This window comes from Streptomyces sp. NPDC041068 (genome assembly GCF_040647455.1).
Taxonomy (GTDB): domain Bacteria; phylum Actinomycetota; class Actinomycetes; order Streptomycetales; family Streptomycetaceae; genus Streptomyces.
In genome coordinates this window covers 391690-413231 of sequence record NZ_JBEZCG010000006.1, presented here as the reverse complement: position 1 = coordinate 413231, position 21542 = coordinate 391690, and the positions used below count along the sequence as shown (strand labels likewise).

Annotated in this window: 17 protein-coding genes, 2 pseudogenes and 1 riboswitch; of the genes and pseudogenes, 7 read left to right on the top strand and 12 right to left on the bottom strand. The window is 72.8% G+C overall.

What is annotated here, in order from left to right; genetic code table 11:
* Positions 1–120: 120 nt before the first annotated feature.
* A complete protein-coding gene (locus tag AB0B50_RS16650; protein WP_362331352.1) occupies positions 121–1218 on the top strand; it encodes a hypothetical protein in 1098 nt (365 codons plus the stop codon).
* A gap of 1043 nt (positions 1219–2261) precedes the next feature.
* On the opposite strand, the gene AB0B50_RS16645 is transcribed toward AB0B50_RS16650, so the two are convergent.
* Complete coding sequence (locus AB0B50_RS16645; RefSeq protein ID WP_362331349.1) at positions 2262–3062, bottom strand: glucose 1-dehydrogenase; 801 nt, start codon at positions 3060–3062, stop codon at positions 2262–2264.
* A gap of 87 nt (positions 3063–3149) precedes the next feature.
* Here AB0B50_RS16645 and AB0B50_RS16640 point away from each other — a divergent pair, with 87 nt between their 5' ends.
* Positions 3150–4001, top strand: a complete 852-nt coding sequence (locus AB0B50_RS16640) for a helix-turn-helix transcriptional regulator (protein ID WP_362331346.1) — start codon at positions 3150–3152, stop codon at positions 3999–4001.
* Between the two features lie 109 nt (positions 4002–4110).
* On the opposite strand, the pseudogene AB0B50_RS16635 reads toward AB0B50_RS16640, so the two are convergent.
* Positions 4111–4266 (bottom strand): annotated as a pseudogene (locus tag AB0B50_RS16635) (short-chain dehydrogenase); the annotation flags it as partial.
* Between AB0B50_RS16635 and AB0B50_RS16630 the strand changes: the two are divergent.
* Positions 4229–4840, top strand: a complete 612-nt coding sequence (locus AB0B50_RS16630; RefSeq protein ID WP_362331343.1) for a tetratricopeptide repeat protein — start codon at positions 4229–4231, stop codon at positions 4838–4840. The pseudogene AB0B50_RS16635 and the gene AB0B50_RS16630 overlap by 38 nt on opposite strands.
* On the opposite strand, the gene AB0B50_RS16625 is transcribed toward AB0B50_RS16630, so the two are convergent.
* Together AB0B50_RS16625 and AB0B50_RS16620 are read right to left on the bottom strand one after the other, a co-directional pair.
* Complete coding sequence (locus AB0B50_RS16625; RefSeq protein WP_362331340.1) at positions 4810–5586, bottom strand: metallophosphoesterase; 777 nt, start codon at positions 5584–5586, stop codon at positions 4810–4812. The genes AB0B50_RS16630 and AB0B50_RS16625 overlap by 31 nt on opposite strands.
* Positions 5583–9305, bottom strand: coding sequence for a BTAD domain-containing putative transcriptional regulator (locus AB0B50_RS16620; RefSeq protein ID WP_362331337.1), 3723 nt, complete (start codon positions 9303–9305; stop codon positions 5583–5585). The genes AB0B50_RS16625 and AB0B50_RS16620 overlap by 4 nt, the downstream gene beginning before the upstream one ends.
* An 89-nt stretch (positions 9306–9394) precedes the next feature.
* Between AB0B50_RS16620 and AB0B50_RS16615 the strand changes: the two genes are divergently transcribed.
* Entirely contained in the window at positions 9395–11071 is a 1677-nt protein-coding gene (locus AB0B50_RS16615) for an MFS transporter (RefSeq protein ID WP_362331334.1), read from the top strand.
* Between the two features lie 118 nt (positions 11072–11189).
* Here AB0B50_RS16615 and AB0B50_RS16610 read toward each other — a convergent pair.
* From AB0B50_RS16610 to AB0B50_RS16590, 5 genes and pseudogenes are all read right to left on the bottom strand, one after another.
* A pseudogene (locus AB0B50_RS16610) lies at positions 11190–11963 on the bottom strand (ABC transporter ATP-binding protein); the annotation flags it as partial.
* A 299-nt stretch (positions 11964–12262) separates the two neighbouring features.
* Entirely contained in the window at positions 12263–13273 is a 1011-nt protein-coding gene (locus tag AB0B50_RS16605; protein ID WP_362331680.1) for an iron chelate uptake ABC transporter family permease subunit, read from the bottom strand.
* A 167-nt stretch (positions 13274–13440) separates the two neighbouring features.
* Complete coding sequence (locus AB0B50_RS16600) at positions 13441–14475, bottom strand: ABC transporter substrate-binding protein (RefSeq protein ID WP_362331332.1); 1035 nt, start codon at positions 14473–14475, stop codon at positions 13441–13443.
* 65 nt (positions 14476–14540) lie between these two features.
* Positions 14541–14726: riboswitch (cobalamin riboswitch) on the bottom strand.
* 7 nt (positions 14727–14733) lie between these two features.
* Positions 14734–15129, bottom strand: a complete 396-nt coding sequence (locus tag AB0B50_RS16595) for a VOC family protein (RefSeq protein ID WP_362331676.1) — start codon at positions 15127–15129, stop codon at positions 14734–14736.
* Positions 15130–15221: 92 nt separating this feature from the next.
* The gene (locus AB0B50_RS16590; protein WP_362331329.1) at positions 15222–16088 is read right to left on the bottom strand and encodes a helix-turn-helix domain-containing protein; all 867 of its coding nucleotides are present in this window, start codon (positions 16086–16088) and stop codon (positions 15222–15224) included.
* Positions 16089–16277: 189 nt separating this feature from the next.
* Here AB0B50_RS16590 and AB0B50_RS16585 point away from each other — a divergent pair, with 189 nt between their 5' ends.
* Positions 16278–17408: an HAD family hydrolase gene (locus AB0B50_RS16585; RefSeq protein WP_362331326.1), complete on the top strand. Its 1131-nt coding sequence runs from the start codon at positions 16278–16280 to the stop codon at positions 17406–17408.
* A gap of 25 nt (positions 17409–17433) precedes the next feature.
* On the opposite strand, the gene AB0B50_RS16580 is transcribed toward AB0B50_RS16585, so the two are convergent.
* The 3 genes from AB0B50_RS16580 to AB0B50_RS16570 form a co-directional block, all read right to left on the bottom strand.
* Complete coding sequence (locus AB0B50_RS16580) at positions 17434–18795, bottom strand: DUF2252 domain-containing protein (protein WP_362331323.1); 1362 nt, start codon at positions 18793–18795, stop codon at positions 17434–17436.
* A gap of 126 nt (positions 18796–18921) precedes the next feature.
* Positions 18922–19914: an alpha/beta fold hydrolase gene (locus AB0B50_RS16575; protein WP_362331320.1), complete on the bottom strand. Its 993-nt coding sequence runs from the start codon at positions 19912–19914 to the stop codon at positions 18922–18924.
* Positions 19915–20042: 128 nt separating this feature from the next.
* A complete protein-coding gene (locus AB0B50_RS16570) occupies positions 20043–20351 on the bottom strand; it encodes a hypothetical protein (RefSeq protein ID WP_362331317.1) in 309 nt (102 codons plus the stop codon).
* A 166-nt stretch (positions 20352–20517) separates the two neighbouring features.
* Here AB0B50_RS16570 and AB0B50_RS16565 point away from each other — a divergent pair, with 166 nt between their 5' ends.
* Together AB0B50_RS16565 and AB0B50_RS16560 are read left to right on the top strand one after the other, a co-directional pair.
* A complete protein-coding gene (locus AB0B50_RS16565; protein ID WP_362331314.1) occupies positions 20518–20886 on the top strand; it encodes an ArsC/Spx/MgsR family protein in 369 nt (122 codons plus the stop codon).
* Between the two features lie 155 nt (positions 20887–21041).
* Complete coding sequence (locus tag AB0B50_RS16560; RefSeq protein ID WP_362331311.1) at positions 21042–21512, top strand: hypothetical protein; 471 nt, start codon at positions 21042–21044, stop codon at positions 21510–21512.
* Positions 21513–21542 lie beyond the last annotated feature (30 nt).

Here is a 21542-nt window from a genome sequence, read left to right as displayed (position 1 = left end):
GCTCGTGACGCCGCGCTGACCCAGGACGCCGAGCAAGCTGCAGCCGAGTCTGCGGCCTGGGCATCAATGCGTGATCGGCATCTCGCCCAGCTCGACAGTGTGCGGCAGACCGCAGAGGCCGTGGCCGAGCTGGCCCGGAACGAGGACACCGAGCCGCTGCAGGTCGCCTGGCTGTTGATTTCGCTGGAATCGGCGTACGCCTGGGTCCCGGACACGCCAGATCCGCCCGTCTCTGCGGATCGCGAGGACTCAGGGCTCAGGGATGAGACGTTCAGGCTCAACCTGGCCATGGTCACAGCGCGTGAGGCGGTGGCGGAGCGGCTCGCATACCACTTGATCAACGCGGCACAGCCCGAGGAACCGGAGATGTGCGAGGAGTTCGAGTGCCCAAAAGACTGCTCGGGGCGCCACGACTCCTCACATATCGACTGCGGGCCGGACGCCGTCTTCGAGGATCTGGCGAGGCACGGAATCATCGTGGAGCAGCCGGAGCCCGCGCCCCTGTCACCTCGCCTCGCAGCTCTCTTTGAGAAGTCCGAAGCCGAGGACGAACGCTCGCCGCTTCCAGACATCGAGGAGCAGGCCCCCGTTGTTCTGGCGCACTTCGGCATCGACGTCGGCGACACGGACGTCTTGGTGAGCACGGCGGCGGTAGGCCTGGTCGCCGATGCCTGGCGCGAGGGACCCATGGAAGATATCCACGCGGCCGACAGTGGGCCGAGCGACGGGGAGGTCTTCGCGCAGAGCGTCGATCTCTACCGCAGGGCCCACGCAGCGCTGGTGGCTGCGCAAAGCGACGGGCCCGAGGTGCTGCTCTCGTTCGTGGCCGTGGCCTCGGACGTGGACCTCCCGTGGGCCGGCGGTTCGCGCTTCGCGCTGCGGGCGATGTCTGAATCATCTGAATCAGTAGAGGAGTTCGTCCAGCACGTCGACGACAGGGTCTGGTTCACCGCAGAGGTAATGCGTGAACAGGGGTGGCGCGCGGGGCTGCTGCATCGAGCCACTTCGGCCGTTGTCAAGGCTCCTACCCACTTCGGTATGCCGGGCTGGCCCAGTGCCGTCACCTCAGCAATGGAGCGTCTCGCCGTGCTGGACAGGTCGGGCGCGCCCGAGGCCCTGACAGACCTAACGGCGGTCAAAGCCGCGCTGCTCGAGGCACCCGACCAGCTGGGGGTAGACGCCCTCGACTGGATCTCCCGCCATGCCCTACTCGGCTAGCGCACCACCCCGGCCAGCCCTTCCGCTGACAGGCCGGACCGGAAATGCCCTCACACCAGGGCAACCTTCTTTGCACCGGCTCGCGGAGAGTCGGTGAGCGCCATTCTCCTACGGGCCCCGGCATCCGAGGAGCTGCACTGGGCGGGGTTCCACCCGACTCCGCGCAATCCCATCAGTGGTTCACCAGGAAAATGACCTGAAGTGCCAGCCGGGGTAGCACGAGGTATAAACATGCCCAATAGCACTGATAAGAATCTGGCCTGCGCGTCCATGCGGTTCTGGAGTGAGTTCCAGCAAGTCGCTCTCGGTGCCGTTCACCATGGTTTCGCCCTCAGATCGCCCACCTGCTCAGAGCAGCGGCGCAGACTCCGAACTCTGCCAGGCCTCTGGCTCGATGAGTTCCACGAACCACACACGTGCCTGATACATCATCTCCCCATCAGGGCCAAGCTCGTCAGCACCGGCCACCGTTCGGGAACCTGGCACGGCGCACTCTGTCCTTCGCCAGCACAGGAAAACATCCCCAACGCCACCACGCTTGTTGTCCACAACTACGCCCACATCAGGCTCGGTTGCGCAGGGCTGCAGTTGTCCGAACGTCGCGATGCAGTCCGGAAGAGAGGGGAGGCCACCCCGTGAAGTGGGACGAAGTGACCCTCGTCATTCTCGCCGCGTCTGGCTGCGTCACGCTAGTGCTGGCGCAAATCAGTGAGGTGCTGTCACGACTGCCACAGATCATCCGCGAGTGGCGGCAGGTCCGGCACGAACTGAGTGCTGGCCCTGCTCCCAGTTCTCGGGATCACCCCGCAAGGGGCACCGCCCCGGATACGAGTTCTCTCGCCCCGGACAGTGGAGACCGTTCACCCGGAGCGCCCGGAGCAGGGCGGCACGAGGTCTGATCCGGTGAGCGGCACCGCTGGGGACAGCAGCTTGCGGAAGAACGCCGCGCGGAGCGGAGTGCTCGCTCCTCGGGTCGGTTCCAGGCCGTCGGCCGTGTTCCTCCGATTGGGGAGAGGCACGGCCGACGGTCGTTTTCGTCGGGGTCAGGACGCCCACATTCCGCCGTCCACGCGGAGGACCGTGCCGGTGACGTACGAGGCTCGGTCGCTGAGGAGCCACGCTGCTGCCTGGGCTATTTCGTCGGGGGACGCGGCGCGGCCCAGGGGGGTCTGGGCGTTGAGGTGGTCGATGGTGCCGGGGGACCTGGTGTCCCACTCCTGGAGCATCTCGGTGAGCGTCGTGCCGGGGGCGATGGCGTTGATGCGGATGTTCTCCGGGCCGTAGGTGACGGCCGCCGACGCGGTGAGGCCGTTGAGGGCCCGCTTCGTCGCCGCGTACACCGGCAGTTCGGGGTTGGCCATCAGGCTGCCGACGCTGGAGGTGTTGACGATCGCGCCGCGCTTCGCCGTGGCGCGGATGGCGGCGATCTCGGCGTTCATGGCCAGCCACGGGCCCTTGAGGTTGACGGCGGTCACGTGGTCGAAGTCCGCTTCCGAGAGGTTGTCCATCGGGCCCGGCCGCTGGCCCGCCGCGCCGTTGTTGAAGGCGATGTCGAGGCGGCCGTACAGCTCCACGGCGCGGTCGACCGCCGCGCGGACGCTTGCCGCGTCGGAGAGGTCGAGGACCGCGTAGTCCGCTGTGCCGCCCGCCGCGCGGATCTCCTCCGTGACCGCCTTCAACTCGGTCTCCGTGCGTGCCGCGAGGACCACCTTCGCGCCCTCCCTGGCGAACAGCCGTGCCGCCGCCGCGCCGATGCCCCTGCCCGCTCCGGTGATGAAGGCGACCTTGCCGGACAGCAGGCCTGCGGGGTTCGTGGAGGGCTTGAGCCGGGTGTTGTCGTTCATGGGGATGAGCTTGGCTTCGGGGGCGTCTCTCATCCAGGCACCGGCAGTACCTGGATCGGGCTTCGCGCGCACCCGCACACTGGAGCCGTGAATCGACAAGAACTGGCCGGCTTCCTGCGCGGCAGGCGCGAGCGCATCACCCCCGCCGACGTGGGGCTGCCCGCGGGGCCGCGCCGTCGTACCCCGGGGCTGCGGCGCGAGGAGGTGGCGCAGTTGGCGTTCATCTCGACCGAGTACTACACGCGCCTGGAGCAGGCCCGTGCCCCGCATCCCTCCCGTGAGGTGCTCGCCCAGCTCTCCCGTGCGCTGCGTCTGACGGATGCCGAGCGCGATCATCTCCACCACCTCGCCGGTGCCCCGCCCGGACCTCCGCCCGGTCCTTCGCGCGAGGTGCGGCAGAGCCTCGTCGACCTGCTGGACCGGCTGCCGGAGGCGGCGGCGATCGTGGTGTCCGCGACGTACGAGGTCATCGCCTGGAACGAGCTGGCTGCCGCCCTGATGGAGGACTTCTCCGTCCTGCCGCGCAGGGACCGGAATCTCGTCCGGCGTTCCTTCCTCGGACCGGAGCCGAACGCCCGGGCGCTGTACGGGTCCTCGGACGCCGACGCGTTCGTGCGAACCTCGGTCCAGCAGCTGCGCGCCACCGCCGCCCGCTACCCGAACGACCCGGAGGTGACCGGCCTGGTCGACGAACTGCTCGCAGGCAGCGAGGAGTTCGCCCGGATCTGGGCCGCCCACGAAGTGGCGGCGCGGCCCGTCCTGTGCAAGACGTTCCACCACCCCATGGTCGGCCCGATCACCGTGTCCTGCGACGTCCTGGACATCACCGACCGGGACCAGCGCGTCTTCATCTACACCGCCGCCCCCGGCTCGTCATCGGCGGAGGCGATGCGGCTCCTTTCGGTCGTCGGTACGCAGCGCATGGACGTGCCCGGCTGACCCGTCCACAGCCGTGCCGGGCCTTGTCAGCGGGGACGTATACGGTCCCTGACCACCCGGGCAGCCCCATGACCACCCGGGCAGCCCGGTGACCCGGCGCCTCGGTCCCTCAGTGCCGCGGGACCGGGAGGCCCTGGGCGAAGTCCCCGTCGACGGCGAACTCGACGTTGGTCGTGAAGGTCGCGTCGGCGGCCAGGAACAGCGCCGCCGCGGCGACCTCCTCGACCGTGCCGTTGCGCCGCAGCGGGGTGGTCCCGTTGCCCTGCCGGTCGGAGCTCGGCAGGCTCGCCCTGCTCGCCAAGGACTATGCCCGCGCCGACGAACTGCACGAACGTGCCCGGCAGTTGGCCGTCGCCCACGGGGACAGGCCCGCCCAGGAGTCCGCCGAGGTCGGCCTCGCCCTGAGCGCCCGGCGCCAGGGACGGTTCGACGCCGCGGAGGCGTATCTCCGCCCCTGGCTGGAGTGGAACCGCAGGCTCGACGCGGCGAACGGCACCGCCCTGATCCTGGCCGAGCTCGGCTTCGTCGCCGAGCAGCGCGGCGAGCCCGACGCGGCCCTGGCCCTGCACCGTGAGGGCCTGGCCACGGCCCGCCGCACCGGTGCCCCGCGGGCGGTCGCCCTGGCCCTGAAGGGCCTCGCGGGCGCGCGGCAACTGGCGGGACGACCCGCGCTCGCGGCCCGGTACCTCGCCTTCGCGGCCCGCACCCGCGCCTCGGTCGTCGCCCCGCTGCCTCCGGCCGAGCGCGGCGACGTCGACCGCGTCACGGCCGCCGTGCGCACATTCCTGGGGGCGGGCGAGGACGCAGGTCAGGAAGCGGCGACCGGGACCGGGCGGTAGTGCGTCGTCAGGCGGCCCTCCTCGTTCAGGACGTGGAACGCGAGCGCCGGTGGCAGGTCCGTGTGGACGTGGTGGGCGGCGTGGGTCTGGGGTTCCCAGGGGAGGCGGAGCGTGGAGACCACGCCCGGGGCCACCAGGAGGGGCCTGTTCGCGAAGGTCGTCGCCGCGGGGGTGTGGGCGTGGCCCGCCAGGAACGCCGTCACGTTCGGGTGGCGTGCCGTCAGCTCGGCGAGGCGGTCCTCGTCGAACTGACGGATGACGTCGACGTAGGGCGTGTGCAGCGGGAGCGGCGGGTGGTGGAAGCCGATCAGGACCGGGCGCGTGGGCGGGGTGTCGGCGAGGAGGTCGGAGAGCCAGGCCAGTGTCTCGCCCTCCAGGCGGCCGTGGTCCTCGCCCGGCACCGAGGTGTCGCACAGGGCGAGGGTGAAGCGGTCCGTGGCGTACGACTGGTTGATCGGTGTCGTCTTCGGGGGCTCGCCGAGGAGGTGCTCGCGGAACGCGGCGCGCTCGTCGTGGTTGCCGGGGCAGACCAGCAAAGGGTGCCGGGACGTGAGGAGTTCACGAGCCTCCTCGTACTCGGACGGGGCGGCGTGGTCGGCGATGTCGCCGGTGGCGATGACGGCGTCCAGGTCGTACGGAAGGCTGTTCACGTACTCCATGACGGCGCGGGTGCGGGCGATGCTGCGCCCCGCGTCCTGTGCGCCGGTGTCGATGTGAGGGTCGCTCAGGTGGGCGATCACGATCATCGCTGCGAGCCTTTCTCGTTCGTGGAAGCGGCCGCCAGCGCCTCGCGCGTGGTGGTCTCGACGCGGGACACGTCGGCGCGTTCCGTCGGTGGGACGGGGGTGGACGTCGTGGCGCGCACGTGGGCCGCGGCGTCGAGCAGCTGGGCGGCGGTGGCGGGGCGGCCCGCGCGGGTGTGGGCGCCCGCCATGCCTTCGAGGGCCAGCGCGATCATGCCGGGGTTGTCGGTGGCGCGCGCGGTCGCGTAGCCCTCGCGGTGCAGGCGCAGGGCCTCGTCCGCGTCGCCGCGCTGCTCGGCGAGGAAGCCCAGTTCGGCGAGGAGCCCCGCGGTCTTGGGGCCCCAGTCCATGGCGCGGGTCCAGTCGAGCCAGGGGCCGAGGCGGGCCTCGGCGTCGGCGAGGCGGCCGGCGCGGCGGGCCGTGCGGCCGAGGCCGAGGTCCGCGAAGTACGTGCCGACGGTGTCGGACTGCTCGACGGCGAGGCGGCGGGCCCGCTCGTGCAGGGCGTCGGCGCGCTCGAACTCGCCGGTGACCAGGGCGATCCGGCCGAGGCCCGACAGCCCGTGGGAGGCGTCGATCCACAGGTGGAGGTCCTCGGCGATGCGCAGCGCGTCGCCGTGCAGGGCGGCCGCGCGCTCGTGGTCGCCGGTGACCTCGGCGTGGTAGGCGAGCAGGGCCATGGCCTGTGACTGGCCCCAGCCGTCGCCCAGTTCGCGGAAGAGGCTCAGGCTGCGCGCGCCCGCGTCGGCGAGCGTGGCCAGGTCGCCGAGGGACACCGCCTGGCGGGCGCGGGTGCCGAGGGCCGCGGCGGTGCCCCAGCGGTCGCCGAGGCCGCGCAGTTCGGCGAGGGCGCCGGTGATGAGGTTCTCGCCCGCGGAGAGGTCGCCGCAGCCCTGCAGCGCGGAGGCCAGGAACCAGCGGAGCCGGGCGCGTTGTACGGGATCGTCGATGAGGTCGTACGAGGGCTCGGCCCGGGCGGCCAAGGTGCCCGCGCCGGTGGCCGCGGCCTCGGCCGTGCGGGTCAGGACGGCGACGGCGTGCCGCCAGGCCTCGCCCTGGGCGCGTACGCCGCGCGGCGCGTCGCCCGCCGCGGCCAGGGCGGCGTCGAGGCCTCGGCGGGCCCCGCCGAGGCGGCCGCGCAGATAGCAGTACCAGGTCGTCGCGTTGACCAGGCGCAGCGCGCCGTGGGCGTCGCCGTCGCGGGCCGCGCCGGTGATGGCGGCGCGCACGTTGGCGGACTCGGCGTCCAGGAGGCGTAGGGCGCGTCGCTGGTCTGGGCCGCGCAGATCGCGGTCGGCCGCTTCGGCGAGGTCGGTGTAGTAACGGCGGTGACGCTCTCGTACGAGGATGTACTCGCCGGAGTCGTCCAGGTGCTGGAGGCTGTACGCGGCCACCGATTCGAGCAGGCGGTAGCGGATGCCGTCCGCCGTGTCGACGGTGGCAACCAGGGAGCGGTCGACGAGGCGGGCGATGAGTTCGGGGACGTCGGCGGCGGGGACGGTGTCGTCGGCGCACACTTCCTCCGCGGCCCGCAGCGTGCAGCCGTCGGCGTGCACGGCGAGGCGGCGCAGGACGACGCGTTCGGGCTCCGAGAGCAGGGCCCAGCTCCAGTCGATCACCGCGCGGAGCGTCTGCTGCCTGGGCGGGGCGCCGCGGTGGCCCGCGGTCAGGAGGCGGAAGCGGTCGTCGAGCCGCGCGGCCAGTTCGTGGACGCCGAGCGCGCGGACGCGGGTGGCGGCGAGTTCGAGGGCGAGCGGAAGGCCGTCGAGGCGGCGGCAGATCGCCGCGACGGGGGCGGCGTTGTCCGCGTCGAGGGCGAAGCCGGGGGCGGCGGCGCGGGCGCGGGCCAGGAAAAGGCGTACGGCGCTGGACGACGCGAGCTCTGCCGGGTCCGACGGGCCGTCGGCGTCCGGCAGTTCGAGCGGGGGAACCGTCTGGAGGATCTCTCCGGGCACGGCCAGGGGCTCGCGGCTCGTGGCCAGGACGTGCAGCTCCGGGGCGGCCGTCAGGAGCAACTCGGCTGTCTCCGCTGCCTCTTGGATCACGTGCTCGCAGTTGTCGAGGACGAGCAGGGTACGGCGGGTACGGAGCGCGGCGGTGACGCGGGCGAGCAGGCCTGTCGGGTCGGCGGGGTGCGCGGGCTGCGCGGCGGACGGGGCGGGCCCCGCGTCGTCGCGGACGCCGAGGGCCGCGGCCACCAGCTCGGTGAGTCCGGCCGAGGACGTTCCGCGTGGGCTCAGTTCGACCAGGTGCACCCCGTCGTACGCGTCGCCGACGCGGGCGGCGATCTCCAGGGCGAGCCGGGTCTTGCCGACGCCGCCGGGTCCTGTGAGCGTCAGGAGACGCCCGGACTCGAGCCGCGCCCGCGCCTCGGTCACGGCGGCCGTGCGACCGATGAGTTCGGTGAGGGGGGTGGGGAGGCTGCCACGGAGGTGCGGCTGATCGGCTGGGGTGGCCGAAGGGACGGGACGGCACGGGGTGGTCGGCGGGACGGGGCTCGGAGTGGTCGGCGGGACAGAGCTCGGGGTGGGCGACGGGGCAGGGCCCGGGGTGGGCGACGGGGCAGGGCCCGGGGTGGGCGACGGGACAGGGCCCGGGGTGGGCGACGGGACAGGGCCCGGGGTGGGCGCCGGGACAGGCCCCGGAGTGGCTGCCGGAGCGAGGCTCGCGGTGGCCGAGGGGGCGGGGCTCGGGGTGGGCGCCGGAGCAGGGCCCGAGGCGGCCGACGGGACGAAGCTCGCGGTGGGCGACGGGACAGGCCCCGCGGTGTCCGACGGGACGAAGCTCGCGGTGGGCGACGGGACAGAGCCCGAGGTAGCCGCCGAGGCAGGGCCCGGGGTAGGCGCCGGAGCAGGGCCCGAGGCGGCCGACGGGACGAAGCTCGCGGTGGGCGACGGGACAGAGCCCGAGGTAGCCGCCGAGGCAGGGCCCGGGGTGGTCGGCGGGCGGGGTGGAGGCGTGGGGCGCAGGGACGGGTCCTGGTTGAGGATTGCGGTGTGCAGGGCCACCAGGTCGGGGCCCGGGTCGACGCCCAGTTCGTCGCGGAGCAGGTCGCGCAGGGCACGGTAGGCGTCGAGGGCCTCGCTCTGCCGACCCGCACGGTAGAGGGCGCGCAGGTGGGCGGCGCGGAGTCGTTCGCGCAGCGGGTGGCGGGTCACCAGGTCCGCGAGGTCGGCTACGTCCGCGGCGAGTTGGTGATCGTCGCCGCGCTCGGCGCGGGCCTCGGCCCGGTCCTCCAGGGCGGTGAGGCGCTGCTCCTCCAGGCGCGCCACGGCGGCCCCGGCGAACGGCTCGCCCGCGACATCGGCGTACGCGGGACCGCGCCACAGGGCGAGCGCCGAGTCGAGCAACTCCACGCGGAGGTACGGGTCGTCGGTCTCGCGCGCCCGCGCGGTGAGGGTACGGAAGCGGTGCGCGTCGACCGCGTCGGGGTCGGCCGCGAGGGCGTACCCGGCGGGCTGGTGCGTGATCAGCGCGCGGCCGCCGGGCTCCGCGTCCTCGAGGACGCGTCGCAGCCGGGAGATCTTGCTGCGCAGCACGCCCGCGGCCCTGGCCGGCGGATTCTGCCCCCAGAGGTCGTCGACGAGCCGGTCGGCCGGGGCGGGCCTGCCCTCGCGGATCAGCAGGTCGGCGAGGAGCGCGCGCACCTTCGCCTCGGGCACCGTGACCCGTCCACCGTCTGCCGACCGCACCTCCAGGGGGCCGAGTATCGCGAAGCGCATGGCCCCAACGTAATGCAGGGAAAACGGAATTGATCTCTCCGGAAGGATTCCGGAAGGTTTCCGGAACCCCTGCGCACGAGCCTGACGGCATGTCTTCCAACTCAGCCGAAACCACTGCCGGTGCCGGCACTACCGCCGATACCTCCGTCGCCACCTCCGTCGAAGCCGCCGCTGATACCGGTGCCGCTGTCGAAGCCGCTGTCGAAGCCGCCGCTGATACCGGTGATACCGGCACCGACCGGCAGCCACCACCCGCAGGCACCCGCGAATGGATCGGCCTCGCCGTCCTCGCCTTCCCCGCGCTCCTCCTCTCCATGGACCTCACCGTCCTCTACATGGCGCTGCCCACCCTCGGCGCCGACCTCGGCGCCAACAGCACGCAGTCGCTGTGGATCGCCGACATCTACCCCTTCATGCTCGCCGGGTTCCTCGTCACGATGGGCACGCTCGGCGACCGCATCGGGCGCCGCCGCCTGCTGATGCTCGGGGCCGCCGCGTTCAGCACGGCGTCCGTGCTCGCCGCCTTCGCCTCCAGCGCCGAACTGCTCATCGCCGCGCGGGCGTTGCTCGGCGTCGCGGGGGCGACGGTGCTGCCCTCGACGATGTCGCTGATCACCACCATGTTCAAACGGCCCGCGCAGCGTGCGAGCGCGATCGGGCTGTGGATGATGGCGTTCTCGGTGGGCGCCGTCATCGGTCCCGTCGTGGGCGGAGTGATGCTGGAGCGGTTCTGGTGGGGGTCCGTGTTCCTGCTCGGCGTGCCCGTGATGGCGCTGCTCCTGGTCTGCGCGCCCGCGCTGCTGCCCGAGCACCGCAACCCCTCCCCCGGGCGCCTCGACCCGCTCAGCGTCGCCCTCTCCCTGGCCGCGATCCTGCCGGTGATCCACGGGCTGAAGGAGCTGGCGCGGGACGGCTTCGCGCCCTTCCCGCTCGCCCTGGTCGCCGCCGGTCTCGTGGTCGGCAGGGCCTTCGTGGTGCGGCAGCGCCGCCTGGCCGATCCGCTGCTCGACCTGCGGCTCTTCGCGGAGCGCGCGTTCAGTGGCGCGCTGGTCGTCTTTCTGCTCGGCATGATCACCCTGCATGCCCTGACGCTGTTCTTCACGCAGTACCTGCAGCTGGTCGAGGGGCTCTCGCCGGTGCCCGCGGGGCTGTGGATGATTCCGTTCGTCGCGGGCACGTTCGCCGGTCTCGGCCTCGCCCCGCGGATCGCGCGCCGGGTGCGGCCCGCGTACGTCATCGCGGGCGGGCTGCTCCTCGCGAGCGTGGGCTTCCTGGTGATCTCGCGGGTCGACGCGTCGTCGGGGCCCGCCCTGCTGGCCGCGGGCAGCATGGTGGTCACGCTCGGCTTCGGGCCGCTGATGGTGCTCGGCACGAACATGATCGTGGGGTCGGCGCCGCCGGAGCGTGCCGGTGCGGCGGCCTCGGTGTCCGAGACCGGTGCCGAGCTCGGCGCGGCGCTCGGCGTCGCCGTCCTCGGCAGTGTCGGCACGGCCGTCTACCGCGCCGAACTGGCCGACGCGGACGCCCTGGAGGCCGTCCCGCACCGGACCGTGGAGGCGGCGCGCGAGAGCCTGGCCGCCGTGCGGGGTGCGGCGGACGGGCTGCCGGAGGGGCCCGCGGGGGCGCTCGTCGACACCGCGCGGGATGCCTTCGCCACCGGGGTGGGCACGGTCGCCCTGATCAGCGCCGTGCTGCTGGTGGGGCTTGCGGGTCTTGCGCTGGCGCTGCTGCGGCACGTGCGGCCCATTGGGGCGCCGGAGGAGTGAGGGGGCGGGGTGGTGGGCGCCTCCCTGACCGCCCCCCCTGGCCGCCGCCCCCCCTGCCTGCCTCCCTCGCCGCCTCCCCTGGCTCCATCCCTCGCCGCCTCCCCCGGCCGCCGGGGCTTCAGCCCCGCAGGAAGCGGACGGAGGGCCTGCCGCCCTCAGGGCCGGCGTCCTCGCCCGGCGTCACCACCGCCCGCACTCCGTACACCTCGGCGATCAGTTCCTCGGTGATCACCTCGGCCGGTGTTCCCGCCGCGTGGGCCGCGCCCTCCTTCAGGACCAGCAGGTGGTCGCAGAACATCGCCGCCAGGTTGAGGTCGTGCAGGGCGATCACGCTGGTGACGGGGAGTTCGCTCACCAGGGAGAGCAGCTCCAACTGGTGCTGGATGTCCAGGTGGTTGGTGGGTTCGTCCAGGAGGAGCTCGCGTGGTTCCTGGGCGAGGGCACGGGCGATCTGGACGCGCTGGCGCTCGCCGCCGGAGAGCGTGTGCCAGGACTGGGCGGCGCGGTCGGTCAGGCCGGTGCGCTCCAAGGCCTCGCGTACGGCGCGCTCGTCGTGGGGCGTGGGGGCGGACCAGGCACGGCGGTGCGGGACGCGGCCGAGGCGTACGACATCTCGTACCGTCAACTCGGCCTGTGTCGTGGCGTGTTGCTCGACCACGGCGACGCGGCGCGCGACCGAGCGACGACCGACGTCGGCCAGGGGGCGCCCGTCCAGGGTGACCACGCCGGAGGCCGGGGCGAGGACGCCCGCGAGGATGCGCAGGAGCGTGGACTTGCCGGAGCCGTTGGGCCCGAGGAGACCGACGGTGGCACCGGCGGGCGGCGCGAGGCTGACACCGTCCACGACGAGGCGTCCACCGGCCTCGCGGGCGACACGGTCGGCACGGAGCCCGACGGGGGCCGGGGGGTGGGCTCCGCCGACGGAGGGAGGCGCTTCGGGGACGGGCGCTGCGGGGGCAGGCGCTTCAGCGGCGGGCGCTTCTGCGGCAGGCGCTTCAGCGGCAGGCGCTTCAGCGGCAGGCGCTTCAGCGGCGGGCGCTTCTGCGGCAGGGAAGGTCCCTTCGGAGGAGGCCACTTCGGTGTCGGCGGAGGCCGCTTCAGAGGAGAGCAGCCCGGGGTCGGCGGAGGCCACCCCGGAGGAGAGCACCCCGGGGTCGGCAGAGGCCGGTTCGGAAGGCATCGCTTCGTGTGTCATGTCGTCGCCCTCCGCGTCCGGTACAGGACCGCCACGAACGCCGGTACGCCGATGAGTGAGGTCACCACGCCCACCGGGACCTCCTGGGGGTCGAGGACCGTGCGGGCCAGCGTGTCCACCCAGACCACGAAGACCGCGCCCGCGAGTGCCGTGACCGGGAGCAGGCGCGCGTGCCCGGAGCCGACGATCGCGCGGGCGGCGTGCGGCAGGACCAGGCCGACGAAGCCGATGGCGCCCGCCGAGCTGACCAGGGCCGCGGTCAGCAGCGCGGTCGTGCAGAGCAGGACGAGGCGGGTGCGGGCCACCCGGACGCCCAAGGTCGCCGCCGCCTCCTGGCCGAACGCGAAGGCGTCCAGCGTGCGGGCGTGGGACAGGCAGATCAGCAGCGCCGCCGCGAGCACCGCCCCGCACAGCCACACGTCCGTCCAGCCGACCCCGCTGAGCGAGCCGAGCAGCCAGAAGATGACGCCGCGCGTGGTCTCCGCGTCGCCCGCCGCCAGGATGACGAACGACGTCAGCGCGGAGAAGAGCTGCATGGCCGCGACGCCGGACAGGACGACCCGGTCCGTCGTGCCGCCCAGGGTGTGGCTGAGCAGCAGCACCAGGGCGAACGAGCAGAGCGCGCCCGCGAAGGCCCCTGCCGAGACCGACAGCGCTCCCCCGCCGACGCCGAGGACGACGACCGCGACGGCTCCGGTGGACGCCCCGGACGACACCCCGAGCACGAAGGGGTCGGCGAGGGGGTTGCGGAGCAGGGACTGCATGACGGCACCGCAGACCGCGAGCCCGGCGCCGCAGACCGCGGCGAGCAGGGTGCGGGGCATCCGCAGGTTCCACACGATGCCGTCCCTGATCGGCGTGAGCCGCGCCTCGCCCCACCCCAGGTGCGCGGCGACCGCGGACCACACGTCGGGGACGGAGATGTCCGCGGGCCCGATGGTGACGGCGACGGCCACGGACACCACCAGCACCCCGAAGCCCCCGAGCCACAGCAGCGCTTGCCGCAGCGCTCCGGGGACCGAGGAGCCGCCGGGTTCCGGGGCGGCGTCGACCGGCACGGCGGACGCCGGAGCGGTGGACGCCGGAGCGGTGGACGCCGGAGCGGCGTCGACCGGCACGGTGGCATGGCCCGCCGCAGGTCCTCGCCCCGAACCCTCGCCCCGCCTGCCGGGCGTCACTTCGTCAGCCCGAACTTCCGTAGGCCCGCCGCCACTTGTTCGATGCCGTCGACCGTGCGGATCGTGGGGTTCATGGCCTGGCCGCTCAGCAGGACGTAGCGCTTCTCCTTCACGGCGGTCAGGTTCTTGGTCGCCGGGTTGGTCTCCAGGAACTTGATCTTCGCCTCGGCGCTCTCCGCGGACTGCGACTTGCGCGTGAGGTCGCCGATGACGAGGACGTCGGGGTCGCGGTCGGCGACCGTCTCCCAGTTGATCTGCGGCCACTCCTCGCGCGTGTCGTCGAAGACGTTCTTCGCGCCGAGCTCACGGGTGATGATCCCGGGGGCGCCGCAGCAGCCCGCCATGTAGGGGGCGCCGGAGTTGGCGAACCAGTAGAGGAGCGTGGCGTCGGAGGCGTCGATGTCCTTCGTGGCCTTGGAGATCCGGCCCTTCATGTCCGCGATCAGCTTCTCGCCGCGCTTCTCGACGCCGAACACCTTCGCCAGGTCCCGCACCTCGCCGTAGACGGTGTCCATGGTGAGCGTCTTGACGCGCTTGCCGTCGCCTCCGCCGTCGTTGTCCTTGCCCGCGCAGTCGGTGGGCGAGACATAGACGGGGACGCCGAGTTCGGTGAACTTCGTCCGGTCGGCGACGCCGCCCTTGCCGACCGTGTAGAGGAAGGAGGCGCTGACGAAGTCGGGCTCCTTGGAGAGGACCTTCTCCAGCGCCGGGTAGCGGTCGGAGAGCCGCTCCACCTTGGCGTTGTCCTTGGCCAGGTTCTTCAGGACCGGGTCGGTCCACGTGCCGGTGCCCACCATGCGGTCGGCGAGGCCGAGCGAGAGGAGGATCTCCGTGGAGCCCTGGTCCAGGGAGACGGCCCGCTGCGGCGGGGCCTTGACCTCGGCCTCCTTGCCGCAGGAGGCGACCGTCACGGGGTAGCCCTTCGCGTCCTTTTCCGCTGTCTTCTCCGCGGAGCCGCCGCACGCGGTCAGCGCGAGCGCTCCGGCGCCGAGCAGGGCGAACGTACGTATACGACGGTTCTTCGAGGACACGTGATCCCTTGAGTGTCACGGCTCATACGCGGAGCCTGGCCTGCGTCACGACCTCCGCCGCCCGGTGTGCGAGCGGAGGCGCCAGCAGGTCTTCGGACTCGGGATCGGCCGGACGGGGCGCCTTCCCGGACGTCCGAAGACGCCCAGTGGCCGTGGCCCCGCCCGTCCCCCTCACCGCTGCGCGTCAGTTCCGGATTCTCACCGGATTCCCTGGCCCAGGTGTGGGTTTGACTGGCTTGCGCAAGTTATCACGCCTGCTCAGGGGGTCGGTCCGGGCCTCGGCTCGCCCCGATAGGTGCCGAACGACCAGCGGTTTCCCTCCGGGTCGAGGATGCCGAACTCCCTGCTTCCGTACGGCTTGTCCTCGATCTCGGCGGTGATCCGCACGCCCGCCGCGGTCAGCTTCGCGTACAGGGCGTCCACGTGGTCGGTGACGACGTAGGCCCCCGCGGTGCCGGGCTTCCCGCAGGTGCCGGCGACCGCGTCCGGATCGTACGAGCCGAGCATGATGCCGCCGCCCTCGGGCCAGTCGAGCTGGGCGTGGGCGACGCGGCCGCCGTCCTCGTAGACGGCGGTGCGCAGGAAGCCGACGGTGTCGACGAGGAAGTCGATCAGCGCGGGGGCGTCCTCGGCCTGGAGGCCCGGCCAGATCATCGGCGGAGGCGTGCCGAGCCGCTGTTCTGCCGTGGTGTCCTTTTCCGCCGTGGGGTGCGAGGGGTGTTCTGCCGTGGTGTCTCGTGTGGTGTTCATGCCTCCCACTCTTCGCCCACGCCATGGGCCCCGGCTTGGATATTCCGGCACTCCTCGGCAAGCCAGCCGGTGGGACTGAGCTCCGTGTACTGCTGGAAGTCGCGTACGAGGTGGGAGTGGTCGTAGTACCCGGCGTCGGCCGCGACCCGGGCGAGGTCGGGCGGGGCCTCGGCCGTGACCGTGCGGGCCACGGCGGCCTTGGCGTGCTCGAAGCGCATCAGGCGCGCGGCCTGCTTGGGGCTCAGCCCGGTCTCGGCGCGGAACAGGGCGCTCAGCCGCCGCTCGCTGAGCGCGACGTGCCGGGACAGGCCGCCGACCGTGCCCGCGCCCCGGTGCCTGGCGAGCCAGGCCCAGGCCTCGGCGACCTCGGGCCGCACCCGCCCCGCGTCGGCGGCCGCCGCGCGCCGCCGCAGATAGCCGGAGAGCAGCGCGAAGCGGTCCTCCCAGCGGTCGAGGGCGCACAGTTGCTCGCGGACCTCGGCGGCGCGGCCGCCGAACACGTCCGTGCCCCTGGTCACGATCTCTGTGCTCAGGGCCGCCGCGGGCAGGCCGAGGAGCGCGCGGGCCGCGAGGGGGTGCACGGCGAGCTGGATGCCCGCCTCGTGCTCGGGCGAGACGAGGTAGACGGGGCTCTGGTGCAGGCCGCCCACCATGATCTCGGTGCGCACCGCGTCCACGCCGGTCGCCTGGTCCGGTGTGCCGCCGCCCGCGATGGTCCCGTCCAGGGAGAAGACCACCGTCAGATACGGCGACGGCAGGCCCCGGTGCAGGGCGGGCCGCTGCCCGGCGGTGCGGTAGCCGACCGCGGACACGACCATGCCGTCGAGCCGGGGAACGGCCCTGACGAACTCCTGGGAGCCCATGGCTCCCAGTATGCGCGGCCCGTCCGAAGCGGTCTCGGCGTCCGGTTCGACTACCCGTGTTCACCTTCCCCATGCCCCCTGTGCACGGTGACTTCGATCATGGGAAATGAGGGCGTCGCCCCATAGCATTGCGCGCCGCTCCGGACGGGGCCGCGCATCGCTCTCAGGGAACGGCAGGGACGTAGGGACATGGCAGTACGGGCAAAGGGAAAGCTGGCCGTCATCGGCACCACGGGCGCGCTGGCCGCCGCCGTCCTCGCGGGCAGCGCGCTGTGGCCGACGAGCGAGGCCAGCGCCGCCGACACCTCGGCGGCCACCGCCCGTGAGCTCTCGCACTGGCCGAAGCCCGTCGCGAAGCAGCTCGGCAAGGTCATCGCGAAGAACGACCACAAGGGCGCGTACGCCGTCTTCGACGCGGACAACACGACGTACCGGGGCGACCTGGAGGAGTCGCTGCTGCCCTTCCTGGAGATGAAGGGCGTCCTGACCCGCAAGACGATGGACCCGTCCCTGAAGGTCATCCCCTTCAAGGACAAGGCCGGGCACAAGGAGAGCCTCTACAGCTACTACAACCGGCTGTGCGAGGTGGACGACCAGGTCTGCTACCCGTGGGCCGCGCAGATCTTCTCCGGCTTCACGCTGAACGAGCTCAAGGGGTACGTCGACGAACTCCTGGCGTACAAGAAGCCGATCCCGGCCGAGTACTACGAGGACGGGAAGCTCACGAGGACCGAGGTGAAGGCGCCGGAGTTCTCGCGCGGCATGCAGCAGCTCTACAAGACGCTGCGGGCCCACGGCATCGAGGTGTACGTGGTCAGCGCGGCCGGCGAGGACCTGGTGCGCATGGTGCTCGCCGACCCGAAGTACGGCTACGGCGTGAAGCCGCAGAACGTCATCGGTGTCTCGATGCAGCTCAAGGACCGCAAGACCGGTGAAGTGACCACCTCCCGCAAGGAGATCGCCGAGGGCCGCTTCGGCGAGAAGGACCGCGAGAAGCTCGCGAAGCGCGAGCTGACGCCGAACCTGTGGGCGCCGCTGACCTGGTACGAGGGCAAGCCCGCGGCGATCAACACGTACATCGACGAGTGGAAGAAGCCGATCCTCGCCGCCGGTGACACCCCGGTCAGCGACGGCCCGATGCTGTTCCACTCCGCGGACGTGGAGCACGGCGGCGTACGGGTCTGGGTCAACCGCAAGGACTCGTACATGAAGCAGCTCGACGGGATGAAGAAGAAGAACGCGCAGCGGCAGCGCGAGCTCGGCCAGAAGGTGACCGCCGACAAGCGCTGGCTGACGGTCACCCCGGACCAGATCGGCTAGCGGTTCGCCGAAGGCCCGGGGTCCCTCAGACCCCGGGCGCCGCCCCGATCACCCCGGAGCCGATCGCCGCGGTGAGCGCCGCGTGGTCGCGGGTGTTCTGGGCGGCGTAGCGCAGTGCGAAGTCGGCGACGGCGCGGTCGAAGGTGTCCGAGCCGCCGAGGTAGGCGGCGATCGCGATGCGGTCGCCGGAGCGTGCGTGGGCGCGGGCCAGGGCGGTGCCGCACAGGCCCGCGTAGGCGCGCAGGTCGGCGGCCGACATGGCGGCGAGGTCCGCGGAGCCCTTCATGTCGCGCAGCTGGCGCCAGTAGAAGGCGCGGCCCTGGGGCCCGGTCATCCAGCCGAGGAAGATGTCGCTCGCCGCCTGGAGCAGCCGCTGCCCCGCCACCACGCGGTGCCCCGGGTGGACGTACGGACCCGTCGGCAGATGGTCCTCGACGACGGACCGCACCGCCTCCTTGATCTGCAGGAAGAGCGGGTCGCCCGCGTCGCGCCCGGCGAGCAGCACGATGAAGCAGCGGGTGCCGACGCTGCCGACGCCGACGACCTTGCGGGCCGCGTCGACGAAGCGGTAGCGGTCCAGGAGGAGGCGCCGCTCCTCGGCGAGCGTGGAGCGGTAGTCCCCGAAGATCTTGCGCAGGGCGGCCATGTCGGGGGCGCCGACCGGTTCGAGGAGCGGCGGGTCGTGGACGATACGGCGCTCGCCGTCCACGACCTCGGTGAGCTTGCCGAGCGCCTGGAGGCTGGTGCGCTTGCGTGCGCGGTCGAGTCGGGCCGCCACGCGGTCGCGGGAGGCGCCGGGGCGTACGAGCGGGAGCAGGTCGTGGGCGTCGATGCGCTCGTACCAGACGGCGAGCTCACCGAGGCCCGCCAGACGCCGGATGCCCGTGCGGTACGCGGCCACGGCGTCCCGCGCCGCGTCGTGGGCGCCGCTCTCGGCCGTGCCGTTCTCGCGGGCGGCGACGGCGACGCTGGCGGCGAGGCGTTTGACGTCCCACTCGAAGGGGCCCGGGTAGGTCTCGTCGAAGTCGTTGAGGTCGAAGAGCAGGGCGCGTTCGGGCGAGGCGAACAGGCCGAAGTTCATGAGGTGGGCGTCGCCGCAGAGCTGCACGGTGAGGCCGCTGTGGCGCTGGGCGGCGAGGTCGCCCGCCATGACGGCGGCCGCGCCGCGCAGGAAGGCGAAGGGGGACGCGGCCATGCGGCCGTAGCGGATGGGGAGCAGTTCCTGGACGCGGTCGGCGCCCTGGCGCTCCAGGACGGCCACCGGGTCGGGGCGGTCGGCGGAGGGTATCCAGGCACCGTGGGAGGAGCGCGAAGCGCGTTTGCGGGCCGCCTTTCCCACCCGCGCGCGTGCTTCGGGGGTCGTCGCGCGTGCCTCCGGGGTCGTCATGCTCGCTCCCCTCTCACGCTCGCGGCGGACGACCGGTCGCCCCGCGGTCGCCGCTCCTGCCCTCAGCAGCAGCCAATGCGGCCGGGGGCCCGTACGCATGCCGGGTACGGCGAACGGGTGACCGGATCAGTGCCCGGGCCGGGCACCGTCCGCTCTCCCTCCGGGCTGCTCCTGGTCGGCCGCCCATGCCGCCACCTGCTTGGCGAGCGCGGCGCCCGCGCGGGTCCACGCGAAGTGGTCGAGCCGGGCGCCCGCCTCCTGCGCGGTGTAGCGACGGCGGGTGAGGCGCGCCCGGGGAACCTTGGAGAGCAGGTGGTCGAGGGCGGACGCGGGGGCGTAGGTGTCGCCCTCGACGCAGACCGCGAGCACGGGCAGGTCCAGGGCGGCGAGCGCGGCTTCGTAGTCGAGCGCGGAGCCCTTCGCCGCGTACCGGCCGGTGCGGCCCTGGTGCGCCCAGTCGCGCATGACGCCCTTGGGCTGGTTGCCGCCGAAGCCGAGGCGGGTGCCGGGCCAGCGGCCGAGCACGGTCGCCGTCGCCGCGACGAGGAGCTCTCCGGCGAGCAGGAAGGGGGCGCGCAGTCGGCCGTACGCGCGGTACCAGACCGAGCCCGAGGCGACGAGCGCCACGCCGTCGACGCCGGGGCCTACCCCCAAGGAGGCGTGCACCAGGCCGAGTTGGCCGCCCATGCTGTGGCCGAGGAGGTACAGGGGCATCTCGGTGCCGAGCGCGGCGCGGATCGCCGCGACGACCGCGGGCAGGTCCTCCTCGACGATGGCGCGGTAGCCGTGGTCGACCGCTGTGGGGTCGGTGACGTGCGGGGTCGCCTCGCCCTGGCCGCGCAGGTCGGCGGTGAGCACCGTCAGGCCCTCGTCGTGCAGGGCGTGCGCAAAGCGGCGGTAGAAGCGGGCGGGCGCGCCCATCGCGGGCAGGATCAGGACCGCGGGGGCCGGTGGCGGGCCCGGCGCGGGACCCGAGCCGGACGGAAGGAAGCGTTCCGGCTCGGGGGCGCGCAGGGCCCGCACCGGGAGCCGGGCGCCGTCAGGGAGTTCGGCGGTCGTCAGGAGCGGCAGTTCGCCCACGGGGGCCGGCCGGGCGCCGACGGGTTCCTGCTGGGTCATGGCCACAGCATGTCTCATCGCACAAGTGCGCGCACAGGCCCGGGGCCCAAATCCCCCGGCCCCCCACGGACTTCGCGCCGGAACACGGAACCCCTGGGGCCAACCCGCCCCAGGGGCCCCGCACTTGCTCACCGGCTGTAGCGCATCAGGGCACGCACCATGTGGCAGGTGATGTCGGACGGGGGATGGATCCCCACCTCCTCCGCCATGCGCCGTATCGTGCTGTTCTTCGCCTGGCCCGGCAGATAGACGCCCGAGTCGAGCAGGGCGATGGCCAGGCGCATGGCCTTGAGGCGGCGGTTGTGGTTGACGTACCACTCGCGCGGGCGTCCGGCGGGGAGCGCCTTCTTCTCCAGCGGGGCGTACGGCAGATCGATCAGAACGGGCTTCGGCACGGTCTTGGACACACGCTTCGATGTGAGTGCGGCAGCGGGCAAGGCATCCTCCTGTCGCGGTCAGGACCCCCCGTCGGGCGCCCTCGAACACTACTGTGATTCTACTGCGGAGCACTGACAATCGCCGCTGGCCAGAAGGGCTTTGAGGCATTCGAACAGAGCGGCACCGAGCGGCCTGGGGCGGGTGTTTCGCGGGTAGCGTGTGCGCATGGAGATCTGGATCAACCCCGCCTGCTCGAAGTGCCGCGGCGCCCTCACCCTGCTCGACGCGGAGGGCGCCGACTACACCGTGCGCCGCTACCTGGAGGACGTGCCCACCGAGGACGAGATCGGCGCCGTCCTCGACCGCCTCGGCCTCGAACCCTGGGACATCACGAGGACCTCGGAGCAGGCCGCCAAGGACCTGAACCTCAAGGACCGCGAGGCCTGGCCGCGCGACGCCTCGGGCCGCGCCCGCTGGATCAAGGCGCTCGCCGACCACCCGAAGCTGATCCAGCGCCCCATCATCACGGCGGACGACGGCACGGCGGTGGTGGCCCGCACGGAGGAGGCGGTGCGGGACGCGCTGTCGCGCTGAGCCGCGCCGCGCCTGGCCGGGCCGCGTCCGCATCCGCGAATGACCGCCGACCGATGCACGACATCCGGCAAACCGTTACACATGCCCCCATAGCGTTGATGGCTCCACAGGCCGCCGACCGGACGAAGGATCCGGCACACGGAAGGGAGCGCGCCGTGCGGAGCTGGATGTTCGGGGGCGTATACGGAACGGTCCTCGCGAGCGCGATGCTCGCGGCACTGCAGTCGGAGGGCACCCCCTACACGCCCTACTACGACGCGGCCTGGGTCATGGTGACCGCGGGCACGGCCGCGCTCGCGCACGGATACGCGCACCACATGTCCACGCACCGGCCCGGCTCGGGCGCCCACCGCTGGCGGCAACTGGCCTGGGCGCTCGTCGACGAGTGGCCGGTGATCATCGCCTGCTGGCCCACCGTGATCCTGCTGATCCTGGCCGGCGCCCTCGGCTGGCCCGAGACTCCGGTCACCTACGCGGGGCTGATGCTGAACGCCGCGCTCCTCTTCGGCTGGGGCACCTTCGCCGCGCTGCGGGTCGGCTACCGGCACCGGTCCGCCGTCCTGATCGGCGGCGCGGACGCGACGATCGGCCTCGCCATCGCGGCCGCCAACGCGGTCATCAAATGACGCCCACCGGGGCCCGCCGGGTGATGTGAG

Bases quoted from the DNA above. Each gene is read 5' to 3' on its own strand.
- AB0B50_RS16645 (WP_362331349.1), bottom strand. From the start codon at position 3,062: ATGAACGACAACACCCGGCTCAAGCCCTCCACGAACCCCGCAGGCCTG.
- AB0B50_RS16615 (WP_362331334.1), top strand. From the start codon at position 9,395: ATGTCTTCCAACTCAGCCGAAACCACTGCCGGTGCCGGCACTACCGCC.
- AB0B50_RS16590 (WP_362331329.1), bottom strand. From the start codon at position 16,088: ATGGGCTCCCAGGAGTTCGTCAGGGCCGTTCCCCGGCTCGACGGCATG.
- AB0B50_RS16575 (WP_362331320.1), bottom strand. From the start codon at position 19,914: ATGACCCAGCAGGAACCCGTCGGCGCCCGGCCGGCCCCCGTGGGCGAA.
- AB0B50_RS16625 (WP_362331340.1), bottom strand. From the start codon at position 5,586: ATGATCGTGATCGCCCACCTGAGCGACCCTCACATCGACACCGGCGCA.
- AB0B50_RS16580 (WP_362331323.1), bottom strand. From the start codon at position 18,795: ATGACGACCCCGGAGGCACGCGCGACGACCCCCGAAGCACGCGCGCGG.
- AB0B50_RS16595 (WP_362331676.1), bottom strand. From the start codon at position 15,129: ATGATCTGGCCGGGCCTCCAGGCCGAGGACGCCCCCGCGCTGATCGAC.
- AB0B50_RS16585 (WP_362331326.1), top strand. From the start codon at position 16,278: ATGGCAGTACGGGCAAAGGGAAAGCTGGCCGTCATCGGCACCACGGGC.
- AB0B50_RS16620 (WP_362331337.1), bottom strand. From the start codon at position 9,305: ATGCGCTTCGCGATACTCGGCCCCCTGGAGGTGCGGTCGGCAGACGGT.
- AB0B50_RS16565 (WP_362331314.1), top strand. From the start codon at position 20,518: ATGGAGATCTGGATCAACCCCGCCTGCTCGAAGTGCCGCGGCGCCCTC.